The organism is Arthrobacter sp. 05T45, from assembly GCF_056395875.1.
The window spans coordinates 18,735-43,060 of sequence record NZ_JBFTKI010000023.1 but is presented as its reverse complement, the minus strand read 5'-3'; the positions used below and the strand labels follow the sequence as shown (position 1 = coordinate 43,060).

The 24,326-nt window shown below is 67.5% G+C and carries 21 protein-coding genes; 8 read left to right on the top strand and 13 right to left on the bottom strand.

Going from position 1 to position 24,326, the window contains the following annotated elements:
- Positions 1 to 140 precede the first annotated feature (140 nt).
- The gene (gene ald / locus AC1DGD_RS17820; RefSeq protein WP_476857703.1) at positions 141 to 1,259 is read left to right on the top strand and encodes an alanine dehydrogenase; all 1,119 of its coding nucleotides are present in this window, start codon (positions 141 to 143) and stop codon (positions 1,257 to 1,259) included.
- 178 nt (positions 1,260 to 1,437) lie between these two features.
- Here the strand turns inward: ald and AC1DGD_RS17815 are convergent, their stop codons facing one another.
- From AC1DGD_RS17815 to AC1DGD_RS17790, 6 genes are all read right to left on the bottom strand, one after another.
- Positions 1,438 to 2,493 (bottom strand): Gfo/Idh/MocA family protein, encoded by a 1,056-nt coding sequence (locus AC1DGD_RS17815; RefSeq protein ID WP_476857702.1) that lies wholly within the window; start codon positions 2,491 to 2,493, stop codon positions 1,438 to 1,440.
- A gap of 139 nt (positions 2,494 to 2,632) precedes the next feature.
- Positions 2,633 to 4,330 (bottom strand): ABC transporter family substrate-binding protein, encoded by a 1,698-nt coding sequence (locus AC1DGD_RS17810; protein ID WP_230006921.1) that lies wholly within the window; start codon positions 4,328 to 4,330, stop codon positions 2,633 to 2,635.
- Between the two features lie 68 nt (positions 4,331 to 4,398).
- The gene (locus AC1DGD_RS17805) at positions 4,399 to 6,567 is read right to left on the bottom strand and encodes a dipeptide ABC transporter ATP-binding protein (protein ID WP_476857701.1); all 2,169 of its coding nucleotides are present in this window, start codon (positions 6,565 to 6,567) and stop codon (positions 4,399 to 4,401) included.
- Complete coding sequence (locus AC1DGD_RS17800; RefSeq protein ID WP_476857700.1) at positions 6,564 to 7,574, bottom strand: ABC transporter permease; 1,011 nt, start codon at positions 7,572 to 7,574, stop codon at positions 6,564 to 6,566. Before AC1DGD_RS17800 ends, AC1DGD_RS17805 begins: the two co-directional genes overlap by 4 nt.
- 2 nt (positions 7,575 to 7,576) lie before the next feature.
- On the bottom strand, positions 7,577 to 8,563 hold the full coding sequence (locus AC1DGD_RS17795; RefSeq protein ID WP_028277582.1) for an ABC transporter permease: 987 nt from the start codon (positions 8,561 to 8,563) through the stop codon (positions 7,577 to 7,579).
- A gap of 357 nt (positions 8,564 to 8,920) precedes the next feature.
- Entirely contained in the window at positions 8,921 to 9,553 is a 633-nt protein-coding gene (locus AC1DGD_RS17790; protein WP_476851440.1) for a TetR/AcrR family transcriptional regulator, read from the bottom strand.
- 126 nt (positions 9,554 to 9,679) lie between these two features.
- Here AC1DGD_RS17790 and AC1DGD_RS17785 point away from each other — a divergent pair, with 126 nt between their 5' ends.
- The 3 genes from AC1DGD_RS17785 (at position 9,680) to AC1DGD_RS17775 (ending at position 12,234) form a co-directional block, all read left to right on the top strand.
- Positions 9,680 to 10,243 carry an NAD(P)H-dependent oxidoreductase gene (locus AC1DGD_RS17785; protein ID WP_018775397.1) on the top strand — a complete coding sequence of 188 codons (564 nt, stop codon included), beginning with the start codon at positions 9,680 to 9,682 and terminating at the stop codon, positions 10,241 to 10,243.
- A gap of 163 nt (positions 10,244 to 10,406) precedes the next feature.
- Positions 10,407 to 11,699: an aminotransferase-like domain-containing protein gene (locus AC1DGD_RS17780; protein ID WP_476857699.1), complete on the top strand. Its 1,293-nt coding sequence runs from the start codon at positions 10,407 to 10,409 to the stop codon at positions 11,697 to 11,699.
- A gap of 106 nt (positions 11,700 to 11,805) precedes the next feature.
- Positions 11,806 to 12,234: a universal stress protein gene (locus AC1DGD_RS17775; protein ID WP_223914942.1), complete on the top strand. Its 429-nt coding sequence runs from the start codon at positions 11,806 to 11,808 to the stop codon at positions 12,232 to 12,234.
- A 4-nt stretch (positions 12,235 to 12,238) separates the two neighbouring features.
- Here AC1DGD_RS17775 and AC1DGD_RS17770 read toward each other — a convergent pair whose 3' ends face one another.
- Positions 12,239 to 13,882: an AMP-binding protein gene (locus tag AC1DGD_RS17770; RefSeq protein ID WP_476857698.1), complete on the bottom strand. Its 1,644-nt coding sequence runs from the start codon at positions 13,880 to 13,882 to the stop codon at positions 12,239 to 12,241.
- A 256-nt stretch (positions 13,883 to 14,138) separates the two neighbouring features.
- Between AC1DGD_RS17770 and AC1DGD_RS17765 the strand changes: the two genes are divergently transcribed.
- A complete protein-coding gene (locus AC1DGD_RS17765; protein WP_476851437.1) occupies positions 14,139 to 14,477 on the top strand; it encodes a hypothetical protein in 339 nt (112 codons plus the stop codon).
- A 116-nt stretch (positions 14,478 to 14,593) separates the two neighbouring features.
- Here the strand turns inward: AC1DGD_RS17765 and AC1DGD_RS17760 are convergent, their stop codons facing one another.
- The 4 genes from AC1DGD_RS17760 to AC1DGD_RS17745 all read right to left on the bottom strand — a co-directional run bounded on the left by AC1DGD_RS17760 (position 14,594) and on the right by AC1DGD_RS17745 (position 19,656).
- Positions 14,594 to 16,135: a dihydrolipoamide acetyltransferase family protein gene (locus AC1DGD_RS17760; RefSeq protein ID WP_476857697.1), complete on the bottom strand. Its 1,542-nt coding sequence runs from the start codon at positions 16,133 to 16,135 to the stop codon at positions 14,594 to 14,596.
- 9 nt (positions 16,136 to 16,144) lie between these two features.
- A complete protein-coding gene (locus AC1DGD_RS17755; RefSeq protein ID WP_090582226.1) occupies positions 16,145 to 17,125 on the bottom strand; it encodes an alpha-ketoacid dehydrogenase subunit beta in 981 nt (326 codons plus the stop codon).
- Positions 17,125 to 18,390 carry a pyruvate dehydrogenase (acetyl-transferring) E1 component subunit alpha gene (gene pdhA, locus AC1DGD_RS17750; RefSeq protein WP_476857696.1) on the bottom strand — a complete coding sequence of 422 codons (1,266 nt, stop codon included), beginning with the start codon at positions 18,388 to 18,390 and terminating at the stop codon, positions 17,125 to 17,127. The genes AC1DGD_RS17755 and pdhA overlap by 1 nt, the downstream gene beginning before the upstream one ends.
- A gap of 147 nt (positions 18,391 to 18,537) precedes the next feature.
- Positions 18,538 to 19,656 carry a histidinol-phosphate transaminase gene (locus AC1DGD_RS17745; protein ID WP_476857695.1) on the bottom strand — a complete coding sequence of 373 codons (1,119 nt, stop codon included), beginning with the start codon at positions 19,654 to 19,656 and terminating at the stop codon, positions 18,538 to 18,540.
- A 128-nt stretch (positions 19,657 to 19,784) separates the two neighbouring features.
- Between AC1DGD_RS17745 and AC1DGD_RS17740 the strand changes: the two genes are divergently transcribed.
- A complete protein-coding gene (locus AC1DGD_RS17740; RefSeq protein ID WP_028277592.1) occupies positions 19,785 to 20,171 on the top strand; it encodes a phage holin family protein in 387 nt (128 codons plus the stop codon).
- On the opposite strand, the gene AC1DGD_RS17735 is transcribed toward AC1DGD_RS17740, so the two are convergent.
- Positions 20,122 to 21,576 carry a hypothetical protein gene (locus AC1DGD_RS17735; protein ID WP_476857694.1) on the bottom strand — a complete coding sequence of 485 codons (1,455 nt, stop codon included), beginning with the start codon at positions 21,574 to 21,576 and terminating at the stop codon, positions 20,122 to 20,124. The genes AC1DGD_RS17740 and AC1DGD_RS17735 overlap by 50 nt on opposite strands.
- Positions 21,576 to 21,875 (bottom strand): hypothetical protein, encoded by a 300-nt coding sequence (locus AC1DGD_RS17730; protein WP_476857693.1) that lies wholly within the window; start codon positions 21,873 to 21,875, stop codon positions 21,576 to 21,578. Before AC1DGD_RS17730 ends, AC1DGD_RS17735 begins: the two co-directional genes overlap by 1 nt.
- Before the next feature lie 272 nt (positions 21,876 to 22,147).
- Between AC1DGD_RS17730 and purB the strand changes: the two genes are divergently transcribed.
- Positions 22,148 to 23,590, top strand: coding sequence for an adenylosuccinate lyase (purB, locus tag AC1DGD_RS17725; RefSeq protein ID WP_476857692.1), 1,443 nt, complete (start codon positions 22,148 to 22,150; stop codon positions 23,588 to 23,590).
- Complete coding sequence (locus AC1DGD_RS17720) at positions 23,587 to 24,258, top strand: histidine phosphatase family protein (protein ID WP_476857691.1); 672 nt, start codon at positions 23,587 to 23,589, stop codon at positions 24,256 to 24,258. Before purB ends, AC1DGD_RS17720 begins: the two co-directional genes overlap by 4 nt.
- Positions 24,259 to 24,326 lie beyond the last annotated feature (68 nt).

Below are 24,326 nucleotides of genomic sequence, written 5' to 3'. Positions count from 1 at the left end.
TGAAAAACCCCGGAATGACGCGGCGGGCGCCCAATGCCCGGCGGCGGCACCTGTCGCGTGCCTCACAGCGGGATTTATTCTGGAAGTACGAATCCCCCACTCATCCAGGCCCACGAGGCCTCACCTACTGGAGCTAACAAATGATCATCGGCGTACCCAAAGAGATCAAGAACAACGAGTTCCGCGTCGCCATCACGGCGGCCGGCGTCCATGAATTCCGGACCCACGGCCACGAGGTCCTCGTCGAGCGCGGCGCGGGGCTGGGCTCCGGCATCACGGATGAGGAATACGCGATCGCCGGTGCCGAGATCGTCGCCGAAACCGACGACGTCTGGGGCCGCGCCGACATGGTGCTGAAGGTCAAGGAACCGGTCAAGGCCGAATACCACCGCTTCCGCAAGGGCCTGATCCTCTTCACCTACCTGCACCTGGCCGCCGAACCGGAACTGACCCAGGCCCTGATCAACTCCGGCGTCACCGCCATCGCCTACGAGACCGTCCAGGAGGGCAGGTCCCTGCCGCTGCTGGCCCCGATGTCCGAGGTTGCCGGCCGACTGTCCGTGCAGGTCGGCGCCACGTCCCTGATGGCGCCGGCTGGCGGCAAGGGCGTGCTGCTCGGCGGCGTCCCGGGCGTCCGTCCGGCCAAGGTCGTTGTCCTCGGCGCCGGTGTTGCCGGCACCAACGCTGCCGCCATGGCCCTGGGCCTGGGTGCCGACGTCACCATCCTGGACATCAACATCAACCGCCTGCGCGAGCTGGACGCCCAGTACCAGGGCCGCCTGAAGACTGTCGCGTCCAACAAGTACGAGATCGAGAAGTCCGTGGTCGACGCCGACCTCGTGATCGGTTCGGTCCTGATCCCCGGCGCCAAGGCACCGAAGCTCGTCACCAACGAGCTCGTGTCCCGGATGAAGCCCGGCTCCGTGCTGGTGGACATCGCCGTGGACCAGGGCGGCTGCTTCGAGGACACGCACCCCACCACGCATCAGGAACCGACGTACAAGGTCCACAACACGATCTTCTACTGCGTCGCCAACATGCCCGGCGCCGTCCCGAACACCTCCACGTACGCGCTGACCAACGTCACCCTGCGCTACGCCGTCTCGCTGGCGAACCTGGGTGTCAAGACTGCGTTTGAGCGCGACGCCGCCCTTGCCGCCGGCCTGAACATCGCCGGCGGCAAGGTTGCGCACCGCTCGGTCTCCGAGGCGCACAACCTGCCCCTCGTCGCCGACTGGCACGAGCTGGTCTCCGCTTAGCCAGCACATCTCCGCGTAGCCAGCACTTCATCGGCTGCTCCTCCCCACCGGCCCCCTCGCCTCGCAAGCTCGGCCAGGGAACCCTGCCGGTGTGGGTCCAAACCGCCCCTTTTTGGACACCCAGAAGGGCGTTTTCGGAGCAGCCGATGGCTGTTTAAGCCCGCACCGTGCCGAGAACCTAGGCCAGGGACCGGGCTTGCTCGATCAGCTGCAGCACCAGGAGCGGGCCCGCGGGGTCGACGGGGACGGGCAGCGCCGAGCTTGCGCCGCCGTCGGCGATCTTGGCGGCCAGGATCCGGTAAAACTCGGGGTAGGCGCCGCGCTCGGTGGGCAGCCGGTCCAGGTGCCCGTCGCGCCCCAGCAGCCCGGCCCAGTCCGGATCTTCCACGCCGTAGTCGGCATCCAGCGGGCTTCCACCGGCCAGGATGTACGGCTCCTGCGGGTCCACGCCGTGCTTGGTGAAACCGCCCTCGCTGCCCAGGATGCGGTAGCGCGGGCCCTGCTGGGCGCACAGCATGTTCATCCACAGGTGGCTGGTCACCCCGGAGCTGTGCCGCAGGACCAGGAAAACGTCGTCGTCCGCCTTGGCTCCGGGCCGCCGGGCCGCCAGTTCCGCGTGAATGAGCGTGGCCGGCCCAAAAAGCTGCACGGCCTGGTCCAGCAGGTGGGTGCCGAGGTCAAACAGCACCCCGCCGCCGTCGTCCGCCGTTGCGGCCGCCTTCCATGCTTTGGGGACGTCGGGCGACCACCGCTCGAAGCGGGACTCAAAGCGGCTCACGGTGCCGAAGGCTCCGGTGTCCATGAGGGCCTTAACGGTGAGGAAGTCGCCGTCCCAGCGCCGGTTCTGGAACACCGTGAGCACCCGGCCCAGCCGCCCGGCCAGGTCGATGAGCTCCTGCCCCTCGGCGCTGCTGACAGCGAAGGGCTTGTCGACGACGACGTCGAGGCCGGCTTCCAGCGCCGCTTTCGCGAGTGGGTAGTGGGTGGCGGGCGGCGTGCCGAGCACCAGCAGGTCCAGTTCGCCGGCGAGCTCCAGGATATCGGCCGGGGTGTCGACGATCCTGGCCGCCGGATAGCTGTGTGCGGCGGCAGATCTCCTGGCGGCGTCGGAGGTGGCAATGGCATCGAGCGAATAGGCCGGGTTTGCGGCGATGAACGGGGCGTGGAAGACGCTGCCCGAAAGGCCGAAACCGGCGACGGCGGTGCGGATGGGCCGGGTTGAATCGTTGCTCATGGTGCCAAGGCTACCGGCTGGGCATGCACCGGGGCGCCTGTCCGGCAGGGCTTAATCGAACGAGGCCGGCGCCGCCCGGAAGCTTCCAGGGGCACCGGCCTCGGCCGTGCTGCTTGTTAGTGCGTGGTGCTTGCCGGGACTAGCTCTTCTGCCAGCCGACGACGCTCCAGTCCGGGGTCTGGAACAGGGCCGCACCGTAGTTGGCCAGGCCCGTGCGGGCGAAGTAGATCTGCGGGCCGTTCATGATCACGCCCATGGAGAAGTACTTCTCCATGTGCTTCTTCTCGACGTCCATGGCGGCCTTGTTGCGCTGGGCGTCATCCTGGATGGAGGCAAGGTCCTTGATGGCCTTGTCCAGTTCGGCGTCGCCGAGTTCGTTCTCGTTGGTCTTGGAATCGTAGAACTGCTTCACGCCGGAGGTGGCGTCGGCGCCTACCGTGTAGCCGCTGATGGTGAGCTGGAAGTCGCGGCTGCCAACCACCTTGCCGAAGTCGGCGTCACCGCGCTGGTCGATGCCAACGTCCATGCCAGCCGCCTGAAGCTGCTTCTGCAGCGTCTGAACGGTGGCGAGGCCGGTGGGGTCGTCACCGAAGTTGGTGATCTTGAACGACGCCGGGACGCCGTCCTTTTCCATGATGCCCTTGGCGTTGGCCTTGTAGCCGGCCTCGGTCAGGACCTTCTTGGCCGCGTCGGCGCCGGTTTCCTTGACCGGGTAGTTGTCCTGGTAGTACTTCGAGAACGGCATCAGCATCATGGAGCCCGAGCTGTTCTCTTCCCAGTTCAGTCCGCCAAAGCGGACGGCGCGGATGGCGGGGCGGTCCACGGCGGTGAAGATTGCCTTGCGGACTGCGACGTCGGTGAGCGGGGCCTTGAGGGCGTTGAGGTTCAGGCCGCCGGCGAAGAGGCGCTGGCCGCGGCGGACCTCGGAGTTCTTGGAGCCTTCAAGCTGCTTGTACTTCGTCAGCGTGCGGCCGTCGGCCATGTCGATTTCGCCGTTCTTGAAGGCGGCGATCTCGGCGCTGGCCTCCAGCTGGCGGAAGATCACCTTGTCCAGGACCGGCTTCTCGCCCCACCACTTGTCATTCGGCACGAGGGAGACAGTCTTCGCGGCGGAGTCAAACTTGTCGACCTTGAACGGGCCTGCCATCCACTCGGGGTGCAGTTCGCCCGTGAAGCCGGTGTTGAAGATTTCGGGAGTGTTCACGGTCTGCGGGATGAAGCCGCCGAACATGTCACTGAGCGGGTACACCGGCTGTGTGGTGGTGACAACGACTTCCTTGTCGCTGCTTCCCGCCTTGACGGAGTCGATGAACTCGTAGGCCCCGGAGCTGACGATGTCGATGTCCTTGTTCTGGCCATTGAGCATCTTCCACGTGTTCTCGAACGTGGCGGCGTTGATCGGGGTGCCGTCGTTGTAGGCGGCCTTCGGGTTGATCTTGATGGTGATGGTCTGCTTGCCGTCTTTGACCTCGCTCTTGAAGTCTTCGCAGAAGTTCTTGTTGAGGTTGGCGGTGCCGTCGAAGTCCAGCTTCCAGCAGCCCACGTAGCCGGCCTCGTCGATCGGGTAGTGCAGTTCGGTGTTGTCCGCTGAGTTGCCCGCGTTGGAGAAGCCGTTGAAGTCCGGTCCGATGTTGCCCAGGGGCAGCGTCACGGTACCGCCCTGCTGCAGGTCGGCGGCCTTCTTGGCGTTGACGCTGACCAGCTTGCTCAGGTCGCCGGAGGCATCCTGTGCCTTGGCGCTCTGGGCGGTGGTTGAGGCGCCACCGCTGCCGCAAGCGGTCAGCGCGAGGGCTGCCACGACGGCGGTGAGGCCGCCGATCCTGGTCCGATTTTTCATGTGATCCCCTTCATTTTTTCATGCGAGTGTGATGCGTGGGTTCTCGGGTGGTGTGCTGGTCCGGTGATTCAGTGGTTTTCGTGGACAACCAGCATGTCCGCGTCCAGTTCGCCGTCCGGGTAGAAGCAGGCGAACTGCTGGTCGGTGGCGGACGCTTCGAGGGCCGGCTCCAGGGTCAGGCACTTCTCCTGCTTGGCCGGCGGCAGGGCCGCGAACACGGGGCAGCGGGTGGCGAAGTTGCAGCCTGCCGGCGCTTCCAGCGGCGAGGGCAGGTCGCCCTGGAGGATGATCCGCTCGCGGGTGCGCTCCAGCTCCGGATCCGGTACCGGGATCGCGGAGAGCAGGGCACGGGTATAGGGGTGGCGGGGGTTGTCGAAGACGGCGTCGACGTCGCCGATCTCCACGATCTTGCCCAGGTACATGACGGCAACGCGGTTGGAGATGTGCCGGACCACGGAGAGGTCATGGGCCACCATGAGGTAGCTGAGGCCGAGTTCGGCACGGAGCTTGTCCAGGAGGTTGATGACGCCGGCCTGCACCGATACGTCGAGGGCGGAGACGGGCTCATCCAGGACCACCAGCCGGGGGTTCACCGCGAGGGCGCGGGCAATGCCGATGCGCTGGCGCTGGCCGCCGGAGAACTGGTTGGGGAACCGGTTGACGTGGTCCGCCTGCAGGCCCACCAGCTCCATGAGCTCCATGATCCGCTTCCGGATGGCAGCCTTGGGCATGCCCAGGTTTTCCATCGGCTCGGCCAGGACCTCGTAGACGGTGAAGCGCGGATCCAGTGCCCCGGTGGGATCCTGGAACACCATCTGCAGTTCCTTGCGCATGGCGCTCTTGGCCCGGGCGTCCGCGGCCTGCTTGTTGCTCAGCCCGCCGATCACCACCTCGCCGTCCTGGTCCTTGTGGAACTCCATGATTTCCAGCAGGGTGGTGGTCTTTCCGCAGCCCGACTCCCCCACGATCGAGAAGCACTCGCCCTCACGGATATCGAAGCTCAGCCCGTCCACGGCCTTCACCGTGCCGATCCTGCGCTTGATCAGGGCGCCCTTCATCAGCGGAAAGTGCTTCCTGACGTCGCGGAGTTCCAGGACAGTCTTGCGTTCGTGCCGGGGAAGGCTGTCAAAGCGGGATACCGGCACGGCCGGGACGGCGAAAACAGTGTGGACATCGACGTCGGCGAGGGCCTCGCTCTTGATGCACGCGGCGCTGTGCCCGGTGCCGGGCGCCACCGCCCGAAGGTCAGGTTCGCCGTCGAGGCAGGCCTCGCTGGCCAGCGGGCACCGCGGCGCGAACGAACAGCCGGTGGGCGGCTGGGTGAGGTTCGGGGGGATGCCGTCGATCGGCACCAGCGACGATTTTTCCGCGACGTCCACGCGCGGGACCGCACCGAGCAGGCCCATCGTGTAGGGCATCCGCGGGCTGTAGTAGATGTCATCGACGCTGCCGGTCTCCACCGGCCTGCCCGCGTACATCACCATGATGTCGTCCGCCATGCCGGCGACCACGCCGAGGTCGTGCGTGATCATGACGACCGCGGCGCCGGTCTCCTCCTGGGCGGCGTGGAGCACCTCGAGGACCTGCGCCTGGATGGTGACGTCCAGCGCCGTCGTCGGCTCATCGGCGATCAGAACCCGCGGGTTGTTGGCGATCGCGATGGCGATCATGACGCGCTGGCGCATGCCGCCGGAGAACTCGTGCGGGAAGGCCTTGAGCCGGTCCTTCGGGCTGGGGATGCCGACCAACCCCAGGAGTTCGACGGCGCGTGCCTCCTTGGCCTGCTTGCTCATGGTCGGGTTGTGGACGGTCAGGGCCTCGATGATCTGGGTGCCGACGGTGTAGACCGGGGTCAGGGAGGACAGCGGGTCCTGGAACACCATGGCGAGGTCGCTGCCGCGGTGGCGGCACATGGCCTTGTCGCTGAGCCCCAGGAGCTCCTTGCCCTGCAGCCGGACCGAACCGGTGATTTCCGCCGTCGCGGGCAGCAGGCCCATGATCGCCATGGACGTGACGGATTTGCCGGAGCCGGACTCGCCCACAATGCCCAGCGTCTTGCCGGGCATCACGTCGAAGTCGACGCCGCGGACCGCGTGCACCACGCCGTTTTCCGTGTTGAAGCGGACGTTGAGGTCCCGGACGGAGAGGACCGCGCTCGTGGGGGCGTGCAGCCCGGCGGCGTGGAGGCGCTCGGCGGTCCCTTGCGCGGTGTCCCGTGCGGTGGTGTTGCTGGTCATTTGCTCTTCTTCTGTGTCTTGCCGGTGGCGCCGCCGGTGGCGTGGCCAGTGGCCTTGCTCCTCTTGGCGCGGCCAACGGAGCTGGAGCTGGGGTCGAACGCGTCGCGGAGGCCGTCGTTCATCATGGCGAGCGAGCCGGTCAGCAGGAACATCACGATCAGGGGCGCCCAGAACATCCACGGAAAGGTGGAAACCTGGGAGGTCGACTGGCCGATCAGGACGCCCAGGCTCACGTCGGGGACCTTGATGCCGATGCCGATGAAGGAGAACGCGACCTCGGCGAGGATGGCGCCGGTGACGCCGCGGGTGACTTCCAGGACCAGCAGGGAGCCGATGTTCGGCACGAGGTGGCGCCAGACGATCCGGCGCGGCGGGATGCCCATGTACTGGGAGGCTTTGACGAAGTCACGCTGCATGAGGGAGAGCGACAGGGACCTGATGAGGCGTGCGGTCCCCATCCAGCTGAAGACCAGCAGCACGATGATGAGCAGCAGCCAGCTCGGGACGGTGTTCTTCAGGCCGTTGGCGCCGCCGCTCGTGGCCACCGCGACAACCAGCAGGGCCGGCATCATGATCAGGGCTTCGAGGATGAACAGCATGACCTTGTCCACCTTGCGGCCGAAGAACGCCATGGTGCAGCCGTAGACGGCGGCGATCAGCACCGAAACGAGGCCGACGACGACGCCGATCAGGATGGAGACCCTGGTGCCCTCGACGGTAAGGGCGTAGAGGTCGATCCCGGCCTGGGAGGTGCCCAGCAGGTGCTCCGCGGAGGGCGGCATGCCGATGTTGAAGGGGTCGATGGTCTCCTTGTCCCAGCTGCCGAAGAAGCCGCCGATGAAGGAGAAGAGGGTCAGGGCCAGGAAGATGGCGAGGCCGGCGACCGCTGTCCGGTTGCGCAGGAAGCGCCGCAGGATGATCTGCGACTTGCCGATCACGACCTCGTCGTCGCCGAACTTTCCTTCGTCCAGGACGGCGGCTGGGTCAATCGTGTTGAGGTTGGTCATGATTACTGCACCCGCACTCTCGGGTCCACGAGCGTGGTGGCGAAGTCGGCGAGGATCGCTCCGACCGCGAAGATGACGGAGCCGTAGGCGAGGGTCGCGGTGGCCGCGTTGACGTCCTGCAGGGCAATTGAGTCGATGGACCAGGACCCGACGCCGTGCCAGGCGAAGATTTTCTCGGCGAAGAAGCCGCCGGCGAAGATGGCCGGGATGGTGAACGCAATGCTCTGCGCCACGGGGATGAAGGACACCCGCAGGGCGTGCCGGCTGATGGCCTGGTTGCGGGTCAGGCCCTTGGCCCGCGCCGTCCTGACGAAGTCGGCGTTGACGTTGTCCAGCAGATACTGGCGCTGGGCGATCTGGTACGCGCCCCAGCCCACAATCGTGATGGCGAACGTGGGCACGGCGTAGTGGGCGAGCATGTCGACGAACTGGGCCCAGCCGTCGCCGTCCAGGCCCGGGGTGGAGATGCCGGTGACAAAGAAGACCCGCTCCCCGACCGACTCGTTGATGTTGATGGCGCCCAGCTGCACCAGGAAGTAGGCGATCGGTGCGGGGACGATGTACATGAGGTAGCTGTACGAGGTGATGGCCCGGTCCGAGGCCTTGTACTGCCGGGCCGCGGTGAAGACGCCGAGGGCGACGCCGATCACGAGGGTCAGGATGATCGAGGCCAGGAAGAGCCGGGTTGAGATCCAGACCCGGTCGCCGAACTCGGCGTTGATGAAGGCACCGTTGGGGCTCCGTCCCCAGTCCCAGCGGGTGAGAATGGCGGTGAGCCAGTCGACGTAGCGTTCCCACGGGTTGAGGGTGGGATCGAGCCCCTTGAGCCGGAAGGAATTGACCACCTGCTCGGGCGTGGGCCGCGGAATCCGCTCCTGCTCAAGCAGCGCCGGCTGCAGCGTGCTCACAGCCAGGAGATAGCCGGCACTGGTGGTCAGGAAGATCATGAAGACATACGTGAGCGCACGTTTGGCGAGATATCGAAGCATGGAGCGGCTAGTTCTGGATCGCCGTTGCCTGAGCAGATCCGTGCGTCACGGCTGCGGCCGCACGGGCGGGCCCGCCTGTGCCAGGGACAAGATTATTCACAACGTCGATCCTTCCGTCGTCCCCATCCGGCAGCGGGTTCCGCAGCCGGTTCGGGAGTATGGGCCAGCTGGTTTCCGGCCGCCCGCATGCCTTGCGGCTGAGCCCTTGTGGGCTATGTTGCGGGTCACATTCCAGAGGAAGCTATCACATTAGCCGGGCTCCGCCGGGCTCTCACGGGCCGCGACACGGCGGCTTCGCTACAGATCGTTATGAATAACTCCGTGGAATGGATTTGGACCACGGAACCGGCTGCGCCGCTAGGAGCCGCACACTACGCGCGTGACAAGCTCCCGCCAGGTGTCCGCAAGGCGCTCCGGCGCAATCCCGTGCACGCCGACGGAATGAAGCAGCAGTTCCGGCTCCAGCGACGCCCCGAGGGCCGACGCCATGACCCACGGGTCCGCCGTCACGCCGGCTTCGCGCAGCAGCATCTCGAGATGACGGCGCCAGAGGACGGCCGGCGGGACATCGAACCTGTTGTAGACCGAGGCGTCGGCGGCCCGCGCCAGCTCCCCGAATTCCAGGATCCAGTCAATGCGGGCGGCGCCCACGGCGATCAGCCGCTCCAGGGGCGGCGCGCCGGGACCTACCGGGGGCGGACCAAACATGAACCGGCCTTGGAATTCGGCCTCGGCGTCGCTAAGGAGCGCCATCATCAGCCCGGCACGGCTGCCGAACCGCCGGAAGACCGTCCCTTTTCCAACTCCGGCGCGCTGCGCCAGCCGGTCCATGGTGAGGGCGTCGGCGCTGGATTCCTCAACGATTTCCCGGGCGGCGCAGAGCAGGAGCTCCCTGTTGCGCATCGCGTCGCTGCGCGCTGATTCTGCGGCGGGCGCGACGGGGCGCCCTGCCCCGGACTGGGCACCGGGACGGATCGGAATGAGGCTCACACCGCTGATTCTAGCGCCCCGGAATATAACCGGACCGCAGTCCGTTTAGGATGGGTGAAGGCCCCCAAAGCCTCACGATCCACCAGCCGCCGGAATCACCCCGCGGCGTGATGCACAGGAGTACACATGTCCAAGAAGACCATCCTCACTCTCGTCGGCAGCCTTCGCGCCGGCTCCACCAACCTGCAGCTGGCCGAGGCCATCGCGCTCAACGCCCCGGAACAGGTGGACGTGGTCATTCACGAGAGCCTGGGCAACATCCCCTTCTACAACGAGGACATCGACGTCGAAGGCCAGGTGCCCGCGGCCGCCGCCGCCCTGCGGGCCGCCGCCAACGAGGCCGACACCATCCTGCTGGTCACGCCGGAGCATAACGGCACCGTCCCGGCATCGCTGAAGAACGCCATCGACTGGCTGTCCCGCCCCTTCGGCGCAGGCGCCCTGTCCGGCAAGCCCACCGCGGTTGTCGGAACCGCCTTTGGCCAGTTCGGCGGCGTATGGGCCCAGGACGAGGCCCGCAAGGCCGTCGGCATCGCCGGCGCCCAAGTCCTCGAAAACGTCAAGCTGGCAGTCCCGGGCTCGATGGTCCGCTTCGCCGAGGTTCACCCCAAGGACGACGCCGAAGTTGTCGAGCAGATCAAGGGCGTGTTCGACGCGCTGGCCGAGGCTCCCGCTGCGGAAGCGGCGTAAGCTACCGCACCCCGCACTCCGCTCCAGATACCTCCCGGGCCCCCGGCAGCACACGGCTGCCGGGGGCCTCGGGCCGCCCGGAGCAGCCCGGTCGCTTTCGGCCCGGGCATGATTTGGAAACAATCGTTTCCCCCAAGACAACACGGGTAGTATCCTTGGGTTTGTGACCCACGAAACACTTGATGCCGCCGCAGCAGTACTTCCGGCCGAGGCCATTGACGCAATCGAACGTGCGGCTACGTCCGCCCACCGCCACGAGATCCTGTTCTCGGAGCGCGCAGCAAATATCAAGCAGTCGGCGGTCCGGGATGTCTTCGACATCTCGATGCGCCCCGGACTCGTTTCCCTCGCCGGGGGCAGCCCCTACCTGCAGTCCCTGCCGCTGGAACGCCTGGGCCAGACCGCCGCCAAGATCATCGCCGAGCAGGGGATGACCGCCCTGCAGTACGGCGGCGGCCAAGGCACTGAAGAGCTCCGCATCCAGATCTGCGAGGTCATGGCGGCAGAGGGGATCCTGGACGCCGACCCCGCGAACATCGTCATTACGGCCGGCTCGCAGTCCGCGCAGGATGTGGCCACCAAGGTTTTCTGCAATCCGGGCGACGTGGTCCTCGTGGAGGACCCCACCTATGTCGGGGCCCTCAACACCTTCGAGGCCTACCAGGTGGAGGTCGAAACGGTGCCGATGGACGGTGACGGCATCATCCCTGATCTGCTGGAGGCAAAGATCGCCGCCCTCCAGACCGCGGGCAAGAACGTCAAGTTCCTCTACACCATTCCCAGCTTCAACAACCCGTCCGGCATCACCCTGTCCGCGGAACGCCGGCAATCCGTGGTGGATATATGCCGTCGCGCGAATATTCTGGTGCTGGAGGACAACCCCTACGGCCTGCTCCGCTTCGACGGCAAGCCGCTCACCCCCCTGCGGGCGGCCAACCCGGATGACGTCATCTACATGGGGTCCTTTTCCAAGATCTTCGCCCCGGGCCTGCGGATCGGCTGGGCCCTGGTCCCGGCCCACCTGCAGCGCAGGTACTACCTGGCGTCGGAGGCCGTCACCCTGTGCCCGCCGACGCTGAACCAGATGCTGGTGTCGGCCTATCTGCGCGACTACGACTGGCGCGGCCAGATCGAGACGTATCGGGGGCTGTACCAGGAACGTTGCGAGGCAATGCTGGCCGCCTTGGCCGACTACATGCCGGAGGGACTGACCTGGACGCGCCCCGAGGGCGGCTTCTTCGTGTGGGTTACGCTGCCCGACGGCGTGGATACTTACCCGCTGCTGAGGAAGGCCATCGACGCCGGCGTCGTCTTCATTCCGGGAGCGGCCTTTACGAACTCGGACGACCCGTCGAACAAGATCCGGCTGGCGTTCAGCGCGGTGCCGCCCGAATCGATCCGCGAGGGTGTGCGGCGGCTCGCGCCGGTCCTGCGGGAAGCCCTGGCCGCCCTGTAGCGTGAACACCGGCAGGATCCATGCGGGGCCTCGACTGGGGCGCGCTGGGGCAAGTTGATCGGCCAGGCACACTAAACAGCATTACTCGTTGAAAGAGGAGCGGTCCATGACCGGAATAATCGTTGTCGGCGTCGACGGCAGTGAAACTGCACTGCGGGCGGCGCACACCGCGCGCGACCTCGCAGTTTCCGTGGGGGCGACACTTCATGTGGTCAGCGCCTTTGACAGCGACAAGACACAGGTCTTCGGCAGCGGCAGTGACCAGTGGATCGTTTCCGACGCCGGCAACGCGGAAACGGTTGCGCGCTCGGTCGCGGAAGGCCTGCGCCGCCCGGACATCACCGTCACGTACGCCGCCGCGCGGGGCAAGCCGGCCGAGGCCCTGATCCGGGAAGCCGAACGGACCAGTGCCTTGATGATCGTGGTCGGCAACCGGCGCATGAGCGGAATCGGCCGGGTCTTGGGGAGCGTTGCGAACAGCGTGGCCCACAACGCCCCCTGTGACGTCTACATCGCCAAGACCGACGCCGACTGAGGCGCTACTGCTTCTTCGGTGCCGCTGCCGGCACGGCGGCTTGGCCGGTATCTGAGCCTGCAGACCCAAGCATCCGCCGCAGGATCTTTCCTGAGGCGGATTTCGGCACGGCGTCGATGAACTCAACCTGTCGGACTTTCTTGAACGGCGCCACCCGGGCCGCCACGAAGTCCATGACGCCCGCCAGGTCCAAGGCATCGCCGTCCGCGCCCGGCTGGCGGACCACGAACGCCTTGGGCACTTCCTGGCCGTCGGCGTCGAGGGAGCCGACCACCGCGGAGTCGGCGATGCCGGGGTGGGTGAGGAGCAGCGCCTCCAGTTCCGCCGGGGCGATCTGGTAGCCGTTGTACTTGATCAGTTCCTTGAGCCGGTCCACGACCGTCACCACCCCGTCCGCCCGCACCGTGGCGATGTCCCCGGTGCGCAGGAAGCCGTCCGCGTCCAGGGTGTCCGCGGTTTCCTGCGGCCGGTTGAGGTAGCCGAGCATCACATTCGGCCCGCGGCACAACAGGTGCCCCGGCGCGCTGGTCCCTTCCGCGGGAACCGGGATCTCCTCCCCCGTGGCCGGGTCCACGAGGCGGCACTGCATGTTCGGCACCGTGTACCCCACGGAACTGACGGGGACCCTGAGCCCATCGCGGCCCACGCGCGGAATGAGGTGCGATACCGGGCTCATCTCGGTCATGCCGTAGCCCTGCAGGACCTGGCAGCCGAGGCGTTCGGCCAGGCGCTTGCCAAGTTCGCCGTCCAGCGGCGCCGCACCGGAAAGGGTGGTGTGCACCGAGCCGAGGTCGTACTCGGCAACGAGCGGGTGCTTGGACAGCGCCACGGCCACGGGAGGCGCGATGAACAGGTAGCTGCACCGGTGGTCCTGGATGATCCGCAGGAACTCGGGCAGGTCGAACCGGGGCATGGTCACAAGCCTGGCCCGCTGGCGCAGCGCGAGGTTCAGCAGCACGGTCAGCCCGTAGATGTGGAAAAACGGGAGCAGCGCCAGGACCCGGTCTTCGGGGCCGACGTCGAGCAGACCCCTGGCCTGTTCCACGTTGGCGACCAGGTTGCGGTGGCTGAGCATGACCCCCTTCGGCCGGCCGGTGGTGCCGGAGGAGTAGGGCAGCACGGCCACATGCGTGGCGGGATCGAACGAGACGCGGGGTGCCGGTGCGCCCGTGGCGAGCAAGTCGGCCAGCGACGGGTGGCCGTCGGCGCCGTCGAGCACCACGAGCCGTGAGGCAGGGATCCCGGTCCTTTCGGCGGCCTCCCGGGCGGCCGGCAGCAGCGCCGATACGGTGAAGAGCCAGTCCGCGCCGGCGTCGGTGAGCTGGGTGGCGATCTCGTCGGCCGTGTACAGGGCGTTGATGGTGGTGACCGTTGCGCCTGCCCGGAGCAGGCCGTGGAAGACGGTCGCAAAGGCGGGGACGTTGGGACACAGGATGGCGGCCACGCCGTGCACGCCCAGGCCCTGGGCGGCGACGGCACCGGCGAGGGCGTCGATCTGCCCGCGCAGCGCCCGGTAGGTGGTCTCCGCACCGCTGGCGCCATCGACGACGGCGATCCGGTCCAGGTCCTCCTCTGCCAGAGCGCCGAAGAGGTAGTCGTAAATGCCGAGGTTGGGAACATCGACGTCGGGGTACGGGCTTGAAAACACGCAACATCTCCTTTGATCCGCTTCCGCCCGGGCTGTCGGCGGCTGGTGCCACTCTAGTGCCGGGCGTAGCCGCGGGACAGGAGGGCGCGGACTTGGCTGTGTCCGGTCGTGGCCGTGTCCGGACTTGATGAGGATCACCCTCTGTCGTGGGCAGCCTCACCGCCCAGCGGGCCGCCCGGCGCGGACCGGCTCAGTAAAATGGGAGGTGCCCTGCGATGGTGCGGACGTCCGAGAACCCACCTACCAAGGGAGCCCCATGATCACTCTTCAGCGCCGCCAGCTGGTTGGCCACGACATCCTGCTGGCCCGGCACGGCAACCACATCAGCGCCATGCGCGTGGACCGCGGTGCCGGTCGCGTTGTCGCGTTCCTGGACGACGGATCGACGGACAGCGCACCCAACCTGATTGCCCCGGGACTGCGCATGCCCGACACCTTGCGCAGCGTGTTCCGGGAGGACTGGAAGTTCCTGACGGGAATCAGCGCGTGCTGCGCGGGGCTCGCGGGCCTGATGTTTGCCGCCTCGGCCGCCCTCGCCGGCATGAGCGGCGATCCCGCGCTGGTCCAGATCCTGACCGCATACTCGGGAAACTGAGCGGCCCGGGCCAGGCTGGCCACTGAGAAACCCCAACACTGAGAAACCCCGCCGCTGAAAGGTTCAGCGGCGGGGTTCTGCGGTTTCGCGGCCGGTTTCGTGGCCGGTTTCGCCGGCTAGTCCAGCAGCAGGGCCGGCTCTTCCAGGATGGCGGCGACGTCGGCCATGAAGCGGGCCGAAAGGTCGCCGTCCACCACGCGGTGGTCGAAGGAGCCGCCGAGGGTGGTGATCCAGCGCGGAATGACTTCGCCGTCCAGGACCCAGGGCTTTTGCTTGATGGTGCCGAACGCCACGATGGCGACCTCGCCCGGGTTGATGATCGGCGTTCCGGTGTCGATCCCGAGGGCGCCGATGTTGGTCACGGTGAGCGTGCCGCCGCGCATCTGGGCAGGCTGGGTCTTGCCGGCCCGCGCCGTCGTGGCGAGCTCGTTCAGGGCCAGGGCCAGTTGCTTGAGCGAGAGGTCCTGGGCGTTCTTGATGTTCGGCACCATCAGCCCGCGGGGCGTGGCGGCCGCGATGCCCAGGTTCATGAAGTGCTTGACGTGGATCTCCGCGGAATCGCTGCCGTCCGGGTTGTCCACCCACGTTGCGTTGACACTCGGGTTTCGCGCCGCGGCCCAAATGACCGCCTTGGCCAGGATCAGCAGCGGGGAGACCTTGATGCCTTCGAAGTCGCGGGAGGCCTTGAGGCGTTTGACGAATTCCATGGTGCGGCTGGCATCGACGTCGACAAAGATGCTGACGTGCGGCGCGGCAAACGCGGATTCGACCATGGCCTTCGCGGTGGCTTTGCGGACTCCCTTGACCGGGATCCGCTCGATCCGCTGGTCCTGCGGGCGGCCGGACTTGCCCCAGAACGAGTCCGCCTTGTCCACCTCGGCGTCCCGCTGGGCCTGGTAGCTCACCAGGTCCTCGCGGGTCACTTCACCGCGGGCGCCGGTAGGAACGACATCGGCCAGGTTGATCCCGAGGTCCCGGGCGATCTTGCGGACCGGCGGCTTGGCCAGCACCTTGCCGACCAGGCCGCTGATGGCACCGCCGAAGGTGGGGCGCGCCTCAACGGAGCCGGCGGGGCCCGTGGCCGCGTCGGCAGGGCGGCTGGCCGCGTCCGGGTTGATCCATATGTCGTGGGCCTCCACCCCCACCTGCTCCACCACCGGGGCGGCAGCGCCGGTGGCTGCCGCGGCGGACGGGGCGTCGTGGCCGGCTGCCGCAGGGGCGGAAATCCGCCGCCGGCGCTTGACTGCGTCGGCCTTGGGACCGGAGCCCACGAGCGGCCCGCCGGCCGGGCGCCCGGCTGGTTCGCCGGCGTCGGAGTCATCAGCCGGAAGCGTGCCGTACATGGGCGCGGCGGCAGCCTGCTCCTGGGCTACAGGCGCCGGGGCGGGCGCCGCGGCGGCCGGCGCCGGGGCGTCGACGGCGTCGCTCACGCTGATGATCGGCGTGCCGACATCCACCGTGACTCCCTCGGGCACCAGCAGTTCCGTGACGGTCCCGGCGAACGGTGAGGGCAGTTCCACCAGGGATTTGGCCGTCTCGATCTCGCACAGGACGTCGTTGACGGCCACGGTATCGCCGGCCTTGACCTTCCAGGCGACGATTTCGGCCTCCGTCAGCCCTTCGCCGACGTCGGGAAGGTTGAACTTGTTGAGCGTCATGGGTCCTCGTCAGTACGCCAGGGCGCGGTCGAGCGCCTCAAGGATGCGGTCGATGTCCGGCAGGTAGTCTTCTTCGACCTTGGCCACGGGATAGGGCATGTGGAATCCCCCGACGCGGATGACGGGGGCCTCCAGTGAATGGAACGCCCGCTCGCTGATCCGCGCGGCGATTTCGCCGCCGATGCCGCCGAATGTTGGGGCCTCGTGGGCCACGATCAGCCGGCCGGTTTTCCGGACCGAGGCCGTGACGGTGTCGAAGTCGATCGGCGAGATGGAACGGAGGTCGATCACCTCGACGCTGTGGCCGTCCTCGGCGGCGGCCTCGGCCGCTGCGAGGGCCACGGGCACCAGCGGGCCGTAAACGACGACGGTCGCGTCGGTGCCCTCGCGGAGCACATGCGCCTTGAAGGGGTCAGCGGACGCACCCGGGGTCTCGGTGTCGACCTCACCCTTGAGCCAGTAGCGGCGCTTGGGCTCGAAGACGATCACGGGATCCTGGCAGTCAACGGCCTGCTGGATCATCCAGTAGGCATCGTGCGGATTGGAGGGGGTGATGATGCGCAGCCCGGCCGTGTGGGCGAACAGTGCCTCCGGCGATTCGGAGTGGTGTTCAATGGAGCCGATGCCGCCGCCGTACGGAATCCGGATGACGACGGGAACGGTCAGGTTGCCGTTGCTGCGCGAGTGCATCTTGGCCAGCTGGGTGGTGATCTGGTTGAACCCCGGGAACACGAAACCGTCGAACTGGATCTCGCAGACCGGCTGGTAGCCGCGCAGGGAGAGGCCGATCGCGGTGCCGATAATGCCGGATTCGGCCAGCGGGGTATCCACCACGCGGTCGGCGCCGAATTCGGCGATCAGCCCGTCGGTGACCCGGTAGACGCCGCCAAGGGCCCCGATGTCCTCGCCCATCAGCAGCGAGCGGGGGTTGTTGTTCAACGTGGCCCGCAGACCCTCATTGATGGCTTTCGCAATGGTCATGGTGGTCATCAGCGGGCCGCCCTGTCTGTCTCGGCTGTGCGTGCCTCATCGGCGGACGCCTCATCGGCGAACCCTGCGCTGTATTCCTCGAACCAGGCCAGTTCCTCGGCCACCAGCGGGTGGGCCTCCACATAGGTGTTGGCGAAGGCGGTCCGGATGTCCGGGGTTTCGAGGTCGTGGGTGGTCTTGCGGACATAGGCGGCGAGCTCGTCGCCGTCGGCCTTGACCTGCTCGAAGAAGCTGTCATCCGCGAGGCCCTGGGCCCGGAGATACTTCTCCAGCCGCGCCAGCGGGTCCTTGGCACGCCAGAGGCCTTCTTCGGCGGATGCGCGGTATTTGGTGGGGTCATCGGCCGTGGTGTGCGCCCCGACCCGGTAGGTGAACGCCTCGATCAGTACGGGACCATGGCCCTCGCGGGCCCGCTCCAGCGCCCATTCCGTGACGGCGTGGACGGCGATCACGTCATTGCCGTCCACCCTGATGCCGGGGAAGCCGTAACCTTTGGCGCGGTTGGCGAGCGGGATGCGGGTCTGCACGGAGCTTGGCACGGAGATGGCCCAGTGGTTGTTCTGGCAGAAGAAGACCACGGGCGCCTGGTAGGAAGCGGCGAACACCATGGATTCATGGACGTCCCCTTCGGAGCTGGCGCCGTCGCCGAAATACACCATGACGGCGGCGTTCGGCTCCACGGCCTGTCCCGCCTCACCGCTGGCGACGGCGTTGGCGGCCGCCAGTTTCTGGTCCCGCTGGATGCCCATGGCGTACCCGACGGCGTGCGGGGTCTGGGCGGCCAGGACCAGCGTGTAGAGGTGGAAGTTCGTGTCCTTCGGGTTCCAGCCGCCGTTGGAGACGCCCCGGAACTGGCGCAGCAGCTCGGCCAGGTCCACGTTCCGCGTCAGGGCCACGCCGTGCTCGCGGTAGGTGGGGAAGATGTAGTCCTGCGGCTGGCTGGCCCGTCCGGAGCCGATCTGGGCGGCTTCCTGTCCGGTGAGCGGGACCCACAGGGCCAGCTGGCCCTGCCGCTGCAGGGCGGTGGCCTCCACGTCGAAGCGGCGGATCTTGGCCATATCCGCGTAGAAGCCGCGCAGGGTGCCCGGGTCCAGCTTCTCGGCGTATTTTGAGAAAACCGGGTCCGAGCCCAGGGTGCCGTCCGGGTCCAGCAACTGCACCATCGGCTCGGCCGGGGCACCCAGTTGGGCCTCGGCCTCCGCTTCGAGCTGGTCATCCATCCCGGTTCCGTCGAACTCGGTAGAGGGCAGATGTGTGGCGCCCATACCGTCTCCTTGCTTGCCGCATCCGAATGCGCCGCAATCGCTGGGATATATGCCGGACCAGGAATACATTCCAGGTCCGGCATATATTTTGGCTTACTGGTCCTTACTTTATCCGCACGGGGCGGCCTGAGCGCGCAGTGTTAAGCGCTAGGAACGCCGCGGCGGTTTTGTATAGATCGCACAGAGCTCCAGGAAACGGGTGTTGGCTTCCGTTTCGCCGATGCTGACCCGGACGCCCTCGTTGCCGAAGGCCCGTACGGACAGCGCCCGTTCCGCCGCCAGGGCGGCAAATTCCGCGCTGTTTTCGCCCAGATTGAGCCAGACAAAGTTGCCCTGGGCCTCCGGGACGAACCACCCGAGCTCACGCAGTCCCGCCGTGACCCTGTCCCGTTCGTCCACCAGGCTTTGTACCCTTTCTACAACATCGGCGAAGTGCTCGAGCGACGTCACGGCTGCCGTTTCCGCGATCTGGGACACGGCGAAGGGGGTGGCACTGACGCGCAGGTGCTGCGTCAGTTCGGGCCTGGAGACGCTGTAGCCCACGCGGAGTCCGGCGAGGCCGTGCGCTTTTGAGAAGGTCCGCAGGACGACGACGTTGGGGTACTTGCGGTACATGGCGATGCCGTCCACGGCGTCGCCGGCGCGCACGAATTCCTGGTAGGCCTCGTCGATGACCACCACGACGTCGGCCGGAACGGCCTGGATGAAGTGCTCCGTTTCCTCGGCCGTCAGGATGGGTCCGGTGGGGTTGTTGGGCGTGCACAGCAGGATCATCCGGGTCCGCGCAGTCACTGCGGCGGCCATGGCGTCCAGGTCATGCCGCCCGTCGGATGTCAGCGGGATCCGGACGCTCTCGGCGCCGGCCAGTCCTACGCAGATCGGGTAGGCCTCGAACGAGCGCCAGGCGTAGATGACCTCGTCGGCCTTGCCGTCGTCGTTCTGGCCGGCGAAGGTGGTCAGCAGCTGGTTCAGGGCGCCCAGGCTGCCGGCGCCCGTGACGATGTCCTCGGCGGGAACATCCAGGAAGCGGGCGAGCGCTTCACGCAGCCTGCTGCTGAGCGGATCGGGGTAGCGGTTGAAATCGGTCTGCGCCGCGATGGCCTGCTGCACTGCAGGGATCGGGGGCAACGGGTTCTCGTTGGAGGACAACTTGTAGCTGGTCAGGCCTTCCACGGGGACGGGGGGTTTTCCGGCCGCGTAGCGGGGGAGGAGGTCTACCACCGGACGGGGCCTGATGCCCCCGGCCGGATTCTCTGATGAAGTCATGCCAACTAGCCTACTTCGGGTCGCTGCCGCAGTTGCGGGAGCCGATTGCTGTCCGTAGGGGATAGCCGTTGCTGACATGGGGAATATGGTCCCTGCCGTCGCCGCCGGGCGTATGACAGCATGGGGCCATGCGCTCAATCATCGTACGAGTCATCATCAACGGGCTGGCCCTTGCAATCGCCTGCTGGATCCTCACCGGGCTGGATATTTCCACCCAGAGTGACGGCACCATCAGCATCATCTTGGGCTACCTGTTCATCGGCTTGATCTTCGGTCTGGTCAATGCCTTCGTCAAGCCCATTGTCAGCCTCCTCTCGCTGCCGATCACTATCCTCACCCTGGGCCTGTTCACCGTGGTCATCAACGCCGCGATGCTCTACTTGACCTCCTGGATCAGCAGCTACACCACTGTGCACTTCACCATCGACTCGTTCTTCTGGACTGCCGTGTTCGCCGCCATCATCATCAGTCTGGTGTCCCTCGTGGCGAGCTTCCTTCCTGCCCTCGATCGTTAGAAGCGCCCGTGCCGCGCGGCGTGCCCGAAGTGGTTGCGGGCGTTGCCCGCGGTTCCGGCCGGGCCTCACGCCGGAGCGAGAACCTGGTCACCGACGCCGCCCCGCCGGTCCCCACCACTGCGGCCAGTGCCGCGGTGGAGTTCTGCAGGGTGTTGTCCCGGCTCGCGGAGACGAGCGCGGCCCCGTCAGCGTAATTCTCCAGCCGGTGCCCGGGACCCAGGCCGAAATCCTGTGGCGGCGGCACCGCCAGCGGGTTGGTGAGGGTCACGGTCACCCGGTCCCTGGTGTCCGGGTTCGCCAGTCCGTCCGCCCCCGGCACCCAGTCCTGCTCATGTTCGAGGTGCAGGCTGCGGATCCCCGGCGCGGGGCTGATCCCGCCCACCGGCGAGCCCGCGGTCAGCACGAACTTGAGGTCGTACTCGGCTAGGACAGCACGGTCCTTGCTGAGATTCATCGCGTGGATCCCGCCCTGGCTGTAGCCGACGGCCACGAGCTGATCCCCGGCCTCGGCCCCGGCCTGCCGCAACGCCTCCCTGATGGCCTGCGCCGTCGACGCCGAGTCATAGCCCAGGGCCTCGGCGATTCCGGCGGGGTCAAAGGGGTTGGTTCCTTCCGGCAGGGCGCCCTGCTGGGTTCCGGGGATGATCACCACCCACGCGGGCCGGGAACCGCCGTCGACCTCGATAACCTCGATCCGGCCGCCTTGCTCTCCCACTGCCCCGGCCCGCCGCAGCAGCCCGGCCGGTGAGAGGTCGACGTCGGCCGTAAACGTCTCCCGGCCCACGATGCTGACGGGGCGGGGCTTGAGGAACACGAGCCCCGGCGCTTCCGAGGCGTCCCGCACCAGGCGGCGGACGTCAGCGGGCCCGGCCAGGGCGCTGGCCACGGCGGCCAAAGGCCAGGGCAGGCCAAGCAGCACGGCGAGATTCCGGGGCGCCATGGCGACCCAGCCTTCAACAGTGCCGCGCACCCCGGGCAGGGCGAAGGGCTCCGGTGCTGCGCCGTACTCGGAGCCGTGCAGTCCCATCCGCAGCAGCAGGGCATTCCGGGCTTCGGCATATTCGTATTCGCGGTGACTGGCGCGGACGTCGTCGCCGATCCGCTGAAGCTGGGACCGGACGCGTCCGACCTCCCGGCCGGCCTCCCCCACAGCGATGATGGCGTTGCTGCCGCTGGTGTAGGAGTCGGACTGGTAGGGAAAGAGTGCGCGCCGGACGGTGTCGGCCTCAACCTCAACCGATTGCAGCTGCCGCACCAGCCCGTCCAGTGCCGCGGCACCCGCCAGCAGCTCCTCAAACTGGAAGCTCACCCCGCCGATTCCGCCCCGGATGAGCAGGCTGCCGTCGCGCGGCGGCGCGGAAACCCCGGGGCCGCCGCCGGAGCCCGCCGGACTCGACTCGGCCATCAGGGTCCCATCTGGTCCGTGGGCTGCGCCACGTTCCGGGCATGCCGGAGCACCACGGCAACAGCATCGAGCAGCGCATCCCGGCTTCGGTGCAGCGCCGCCGCGTGCAGGGACAAGGCCACACGGTAGGCGCGGCCGGCCGGTGACTGCCACGACTGCAGCTCAAGGCGGGCGAGGGCGGCGAGCACCGCATCAGCCTCATCGGCGCACCGCGCAACGCGCGCAGCAAACTGCTGGACTTCATAACTGCGCGAAGCGCACTCAAGGGCGTCGGCGGCCGTCACGCCAAGAACCGCCATATCCTGCACCGCCACACTGCCCGCCGGTCCCGGTGCTATCCCGTTGACCGGCCTCATCCCGGCCTCACCCCGGCCTCATCCCAGTGACCTGCCTCATCCAGCTGCCCATGAACCGACGCTAGCGGGGCGGCCTGTGCCCGCTGAAGAGAGCCGCCCGGCTATGTGGACAACGTCCCGGACCGCCATGCGCTGCCAGCCGGCAATGTCATCCGGCAATGTCATAAGGACGGGGGCGCTTAAGGCCCGGCGGCACTTCGTGAAAGAATCGCCATATGCCTGAAACTGCCGCCACAGCTGATACCCGCACGCCGTCCGGACGCCTGGCCCTCGCCGCGTCCGACCACCAGATCGCGCTCGGCCCGCTGGATGGCCGCTACCAGTCCGCCGTCGCGCCGCTGGTCGACTACCTTTCCGAGGCTGCCCTGAACCGCGACCGCGTGGCTGTGGAGGTCGAGTGGCTGATCCACCTGACCGGCAACAGCGTCCTGCCCGGGGCCGGACCGCTCACGGCGGAACAACAGGAGCAACTGCGTGCGATCGTCACGGAGTTCGACGCCGCCTCCGTCACCGAACTCGCCGAGATCGAGGCCGTTACGGTCCACGATGTCAAGGCCGTGGAGTACTACATCGGCCGCCGCCTGCCCGGCATCGGAATCGATCACCTGACCGCCATGGTGCACTTCGGCTGCACCTCGGAAGACATCAACAACCTCTCCTACGCCCTGGGCATCAAGGGGGCCGTGGAGGACGTGTGGCTGCCTGCGGCCCGCGCCCTCGTCGGCCAGATCAGCGCCATGGCCGGGGACAACCGCGCCGTGCCGATGCTCTCCCGCACCCACGGCCAGCCCGCCACGCCCACCACGCTGGGCAAGGAACTGGCAGTCATCGCGCACCGGCTCAACCGGCAGCTGGACCGGATCGCCCGCACCGAATACCTCGGCAAGATCAACGGCGCCACCGGCACCTACGCCGCCCACGTCGCGTCCGTCCCGGGCGCCGACTGGGAGCACGTCGCCAAGGGCTTCGTCGAAGGCCTCGGCCTGACCTGGAACCCGCTGACCACGCAGATCGAAAGCCATGACTGGCAGGCCGAACTCTATGCCGACGTCGCGCGTTTCAACCGCATCCTGCACAACGTCTGCACCGACATCTGGAGCTACATCTCGATCGGGTACTTTGTGCAGATCCCGGTGGCAGGCGCCACGGGCTCCTCAACCATGCCGCACAAGGTGAACCCGATCCGTTTCGAAAACGCCGAGGCCAACCTCGAGATCTCCTCCGGCCTGCTGGACGTCCTCGGCTCCACCCTGGTCACCTCCCGCTGGCAGCGCGATCTCACCGACTCCTCCTCGCAGCGCAACATCGGTGTGGCGTTCGGCCACTCGCTGCTCGCCATCTCGAACGTTGCCAAGGGCCTGGACCGGCTCAAGGTTGCCGAGGACGTGCTGGCCGCGGACCTGGACACCAACTGGGAAGTCCTCGGCGAGGCCATCCAGATGGTCATGCGCGCCGAGGCCATCGCCGGCGTCGACGGCATGGAAAACCCGTACGAGCGGCTCAAGGACCTGACCCGCGGACAGCGCGTGGATGCCGCCCGGATGCAGGAATTCGTTCAGAGCCTCGGCCTGTCCGCCGACGCCGAAGCCCGCCTGCTGACGCTGACCCCGGGCAAGTACACGGGCATCGCGGACCAGCTGGTGGACCACCTCAAATGAGGCTTCTGCTCATCCGGCACGGCCAGACGCCCGGCAATGTGCTGGGCCAGCTGGACACGGCGCACCCGGGGCCCGGGCTGACCGAACTCGGCGAGCGTCAGGCCGAGACGTTGTCCCGCGCCTTGGCGAACGAGCGGATCCTTGCCCTGTACGCCTCCACCCTGGTTCGGACGCAGATCACAGCGGCACCGCTCGCCCGGGTGCACGGGCTGGAAACCGAGGTGCTGGAGGGCCTTCACGAGATCGAGGCCGGGTCGCTGGAAAAGCGCACGGACCACGAATCGCACAAGCAGTACATCGGCACCATTTTTTCGTGGGCGGACGGCGAGCTGGACCGCCGGATGCCTGCCGGTCCCAGCGGCCGGGACTTCTTTGAGCGTTACGACGCCGCGATCGCCAAAATAGCGGGACGGACAAACGGGGCGGGGGGCTCAGGATCCGTGGCCGTGGTCAGCCACGGCGCAGCCATCCGGGTGTGGGCCGGCCTGCGGGCGGACAACATCGAACCGGACTTTGCCATCAGGCACGTGCTGGACAACACCGGAATCGTGGCGCTGGAAGGCGATCCCGCCAACGGCTGGGAACTCATCCACTGGGACGACAGTCCCGTGGGCGGACTGGCACTGGCGGATCCGACGTCGGAGGATCCCACCGGCCGTCCGGCGTAGCGGGCCCGTCCGTCCCCGGCGGGCGAACAGGCCGTCCCGGCGGGGCGTACCGGGTCTGGACTGCTCAC

Coding starts and splice junctions, on each gene's coding strand:
- ald (WP_476857703.1), top strand. CDS start 141: ATGATCATCGGCGTACCCAAAGAGATCAAGAACAACGAGTTCCGCGTC.
- AC1DGD_RS17815 (WP_476857702.1), bottom strand. CDS start 2,493: ATGAGCAACGATTCAACCCGGCCCATCCGCACCGCCGTCGCCGGTTTC.
- AC1DGD_RS17810 (WP_230006921.1), bottom strand. CDS start 4,330: ATGAAAAATCGGACCAGGATCGGCGGCCTCACCGCCGTCGTGGCAGCC.
- AC1DGD_RS17805 (WP_476857701.1), bottom strand. CDS start 6,567: ATGACCAGCAACACCACCGCACGGGACACCGCGCAAGGGACCGCCGAG.
- AC1DGD_RS17800 (WP_476857700.1), bottom strand. CDS start 7,574: ATGACCAACCTCAACACGATTGACCCAGCCGCCGTCCTGGACGAAGGA.
- AC1DGD_RS17795 (WP_028277582.1), bottom strand. CDS start 8,563: ATGCTTCGATATCTCGCCAAACGTGCGCTCACGTATGTCTTCATGATC.
- AC1DGD_RS17785 (WP_018775397.1), top strand. CDS start 9,680: ATGTCCAAGAAGACCATCCTCACTCTCGTCGGCAGCCTTCGCGCCGGC.
- AC1DGD_RS17775 (WP_223914942.1), top strand. CDS start 11,806: ATGACCGGAATAATCGTTGTCGGCGTCGACGGCAGTGAAACTGCACTG.
- AC1DGD_RS17765 (WP_476851437.1), top strand. CDS start 14,139: ATGATCACTCTTCAGCGCCGCCAGCTGGTTGGCCACGACATCCTGCTG.
- AC1DGD_RS17760 (WP_476857697.1), bottom strand. CDS start 16,135: ATGACGCTCAACAAGTTCAACCTTCCCGACGTCGGCGAAGGGCTGACG.
- AC1DGD_RS17755 (WP_090582226.1), bottom strand. CDS start 17,125: ATGACCACCATGACCATTGCGAAAGCCATCAATGAGGGTCTGCGGGCC.
- pdhA (WP_476857696.1), bottom strand. CDS start 18,390: ATGGGCGCCACACATCTGCCCTCTACCGAGTTCGACGGAACCGGGATG.
- AC1DGD_RS17745 (WP_476857695.1), bottom strand. CDS start 19,656: ATGACTTCATCAGAGAATCCGGCCGGGGGCATCAGGCCCCGTCCGGTG.
- AC1DGD_RS17740 (WP_028277592.1), top strand. CDS start 19,785: ATGCGCTCAATCATCGTACGAGTCATCATCAACGGGCTGGCCCTTGCA.
- AC1DGD_RS17735 (WP_476857694.1), bottom strand. CDS start 21,576: ATGGCCGAGTCGAGTCCGGCGGGCTCCGGCGGCGGCCCCGGGGTTTCC.
- AC1DGD_RS17730 (WP_476857693.1), bottom strand. CDS start 21,875: ATGGCGGTTCTTGGCGTGACGGCCGCCGACGCCCTTGAGTGCGCTTCG.
- purB (WP_476857692.1), top strand. CDS start 22,148: ATGCCTGAAACTGCCGCCACAGCTGATACCCGCACGCCGTCCGGACGC.
- AC1DGD_RS17720 (WP_476857691.1), top strand. CDS start 23,587: ATGAGGCTTCTGCTCATCCGGCACGGCCAGACGCCCGGCAATGTGCTG.